At 73.7% G+C, this 1,924-nt stretch carries 1 protein-coding gene; it reads right to left on the minus strand.

Features of this window, described 5'->3' with window-relative positions; all coding sequences use genetic code 11:
- Positions 1-1,661: tetratricopeptide repeat protein (locus tag GA0115259_RS35960; RefSeq protein ID WP_107469385.1), on the minus strand; the 1,661-nt coding region annotated here is incomplete at its 3' end.
- Positions 1,662-1,924: the final 263 nt, after the last annotated feature.

Consider the following 1,924-nt stretch of genomic DNA (forward strand, 5'->3'; position numbering starts at 1 on the left):
TACGGCTCGCCGAGCGCGGGCGGTCCTGGCGGCGGCTGGCGCGAGTCGAGCAGCGTGGCCAGCCGGAACGCGGCCTCGGCGCTGCCGCCGCCCGCGGCGCAACGCAGATGGCGCTCCGCCGAGCGCTCGTCGCCGTCCCGCAGACAGGCGATACCGACCTGGAGGGCCGCCTCCGTATGGCCCGCGGCGGCGGCGCGCTCGTACCAGCGCAGGGCCGTACGGTCCTCGTCCCGCCCGGCATACAGGATGCCCAGATTGAACGCGGCGTCCACGCTGCCCGCCTCGGCCGCCTTGGAGAACCAGGGCTCGGCGCCGGTCGGATCGTCGGCCTGCAACAGCAGCACGGCGAGCGCGTTGGCGGCCTCGCGATGGCCCGCGTAGGCGGCGCGGCGGTACCACTGCTCGGCCTGGACGGTGCGGTCCTGGGCGGCGCAGAGCAGCCCGAGGTTGTACGCGCCGTTGACATCGCCGGCGTCCATCGCGGCGCGGTACCAGCGCTCGGCGGTCTGCTGCTCGCCTCGGGCGGCGTGCAGCGCGCCGAGGGCGTTGGCGGCATTGCCGTCGCCCTCCTGCGCGGCGCGCAGCCACCAGATGGCCGCGCTCTCCTCGTCACCCGCGTCGCGCAGCAGAAAGCCGAGGGCGCAGGCCGCCCGCGCGTCGCCGTCCCTGGCGGAGGTCAGATACCAGCGGCCCGCTTCCTTCAGCTCGCCGCGCTTCTCCAGAATCGCGCCGAGGTGCAGCGCGGCCCTGCGGTGGCCACGGGCGGCTGCCTGCCGGTACCACTGGGCGGCCTCGGCAAGGAGCGCGGGCGCGTCGGCGCCACCGGTGGCGTCCATGCCCGTGCCGGTGTGCCGCGGACCGGTATGGCTCCCGGTGTTCATACGCGTACCAGTGCTGTCGCGGTGGGTGCCAGTACGTCCGGTCCGGTGGCCGCCCGTACCGCTGCCGCCCGGCGCCGTCAGGCCCGTACCTCTGCGGTGGACAGGGCCGGCTCCGGCGCGGGCCGTCTCACGGGCCCGGCGCTCCAGCGTCCTGGCGAGCCGGTACGCCGCCTCGCGGTGTCCCTGCTCGGCGGCGGCGCGCAGCCAGCGCTCGGCCCCGACATCGCTGCGGTGCTCCAGCAGATCGGCGAGGGCATAGGCGCCGAGGGCATGGCCCTGCTCGGCGGACTGGCGCAGCCAGTACTCCGCGGCCGGCTCGTCGCCCAGCTCACGGTGGTGGCGGCCCAGGGCATGGGCCGCGGCGGCGGATCCGGCGACGGCGGCGATACGCCACCAGCCGGCCGCCTCGTCCGGATAGCCGCGCTGATGCAGCAGAACACCCAGATTGTTGGCGGCGGCGCGGTCGCCCTCGGAGGTCGCGGCCCGCAGATACGGCTCGGCTCCGTCAAGATCGCCACGGCGCAGCAGCAGGGCGCCGAGCACGCTCATCGACGCGACGTCCCCGGCGTCGGCGGCCCGGCGGTGGCGTGCCTCGGTCTCGGCGTCGGCGGTGTCCTCCGGGCCGGCCGGGTGCGGGGCCACACCGGCCGTGTGCGGGGCTCCGGCGCCCGTGGCACCAAGAGAATCCGCGGCGTTCGCGGCGTCGGCCGCGCCTGCCGCATGGCGCTGCACAAACCGCCCTGTCTCCAACAGAGTTGTCCTATCCCCCATAATTTCCATCGTCGCACCACCTGCCACCCGCGTACAGCAGGTATACCGCGACCCACAAGGTCACTTCAGCGTTTTGTCGACATGCCCACAGAGAGACAAGTCAAACACGCTCGGGCCCAAGTCCCGCGCCTTGAAACACCGTTCGTGGGGCCGGACACGGCGGACATACGTCAAGGGCCCGGATCCTGTTGGATCCGGGCCCTTGACTTCGCGTAGCGGGGACAGGATTTGAACCTGCGACCTCTGGGTTATGAGCCCAGCGAGCTACCGAG

This window comes from Streptomyces sp. MnatMP-M17 (genome assembly GCF_900091995.1).
Taxonomy (GTDB): domain Bacteria; phylum Actinomycetota; class Actinomycetes; order Streptomycetales; family Streptomycetaceae; genus Streptomyces.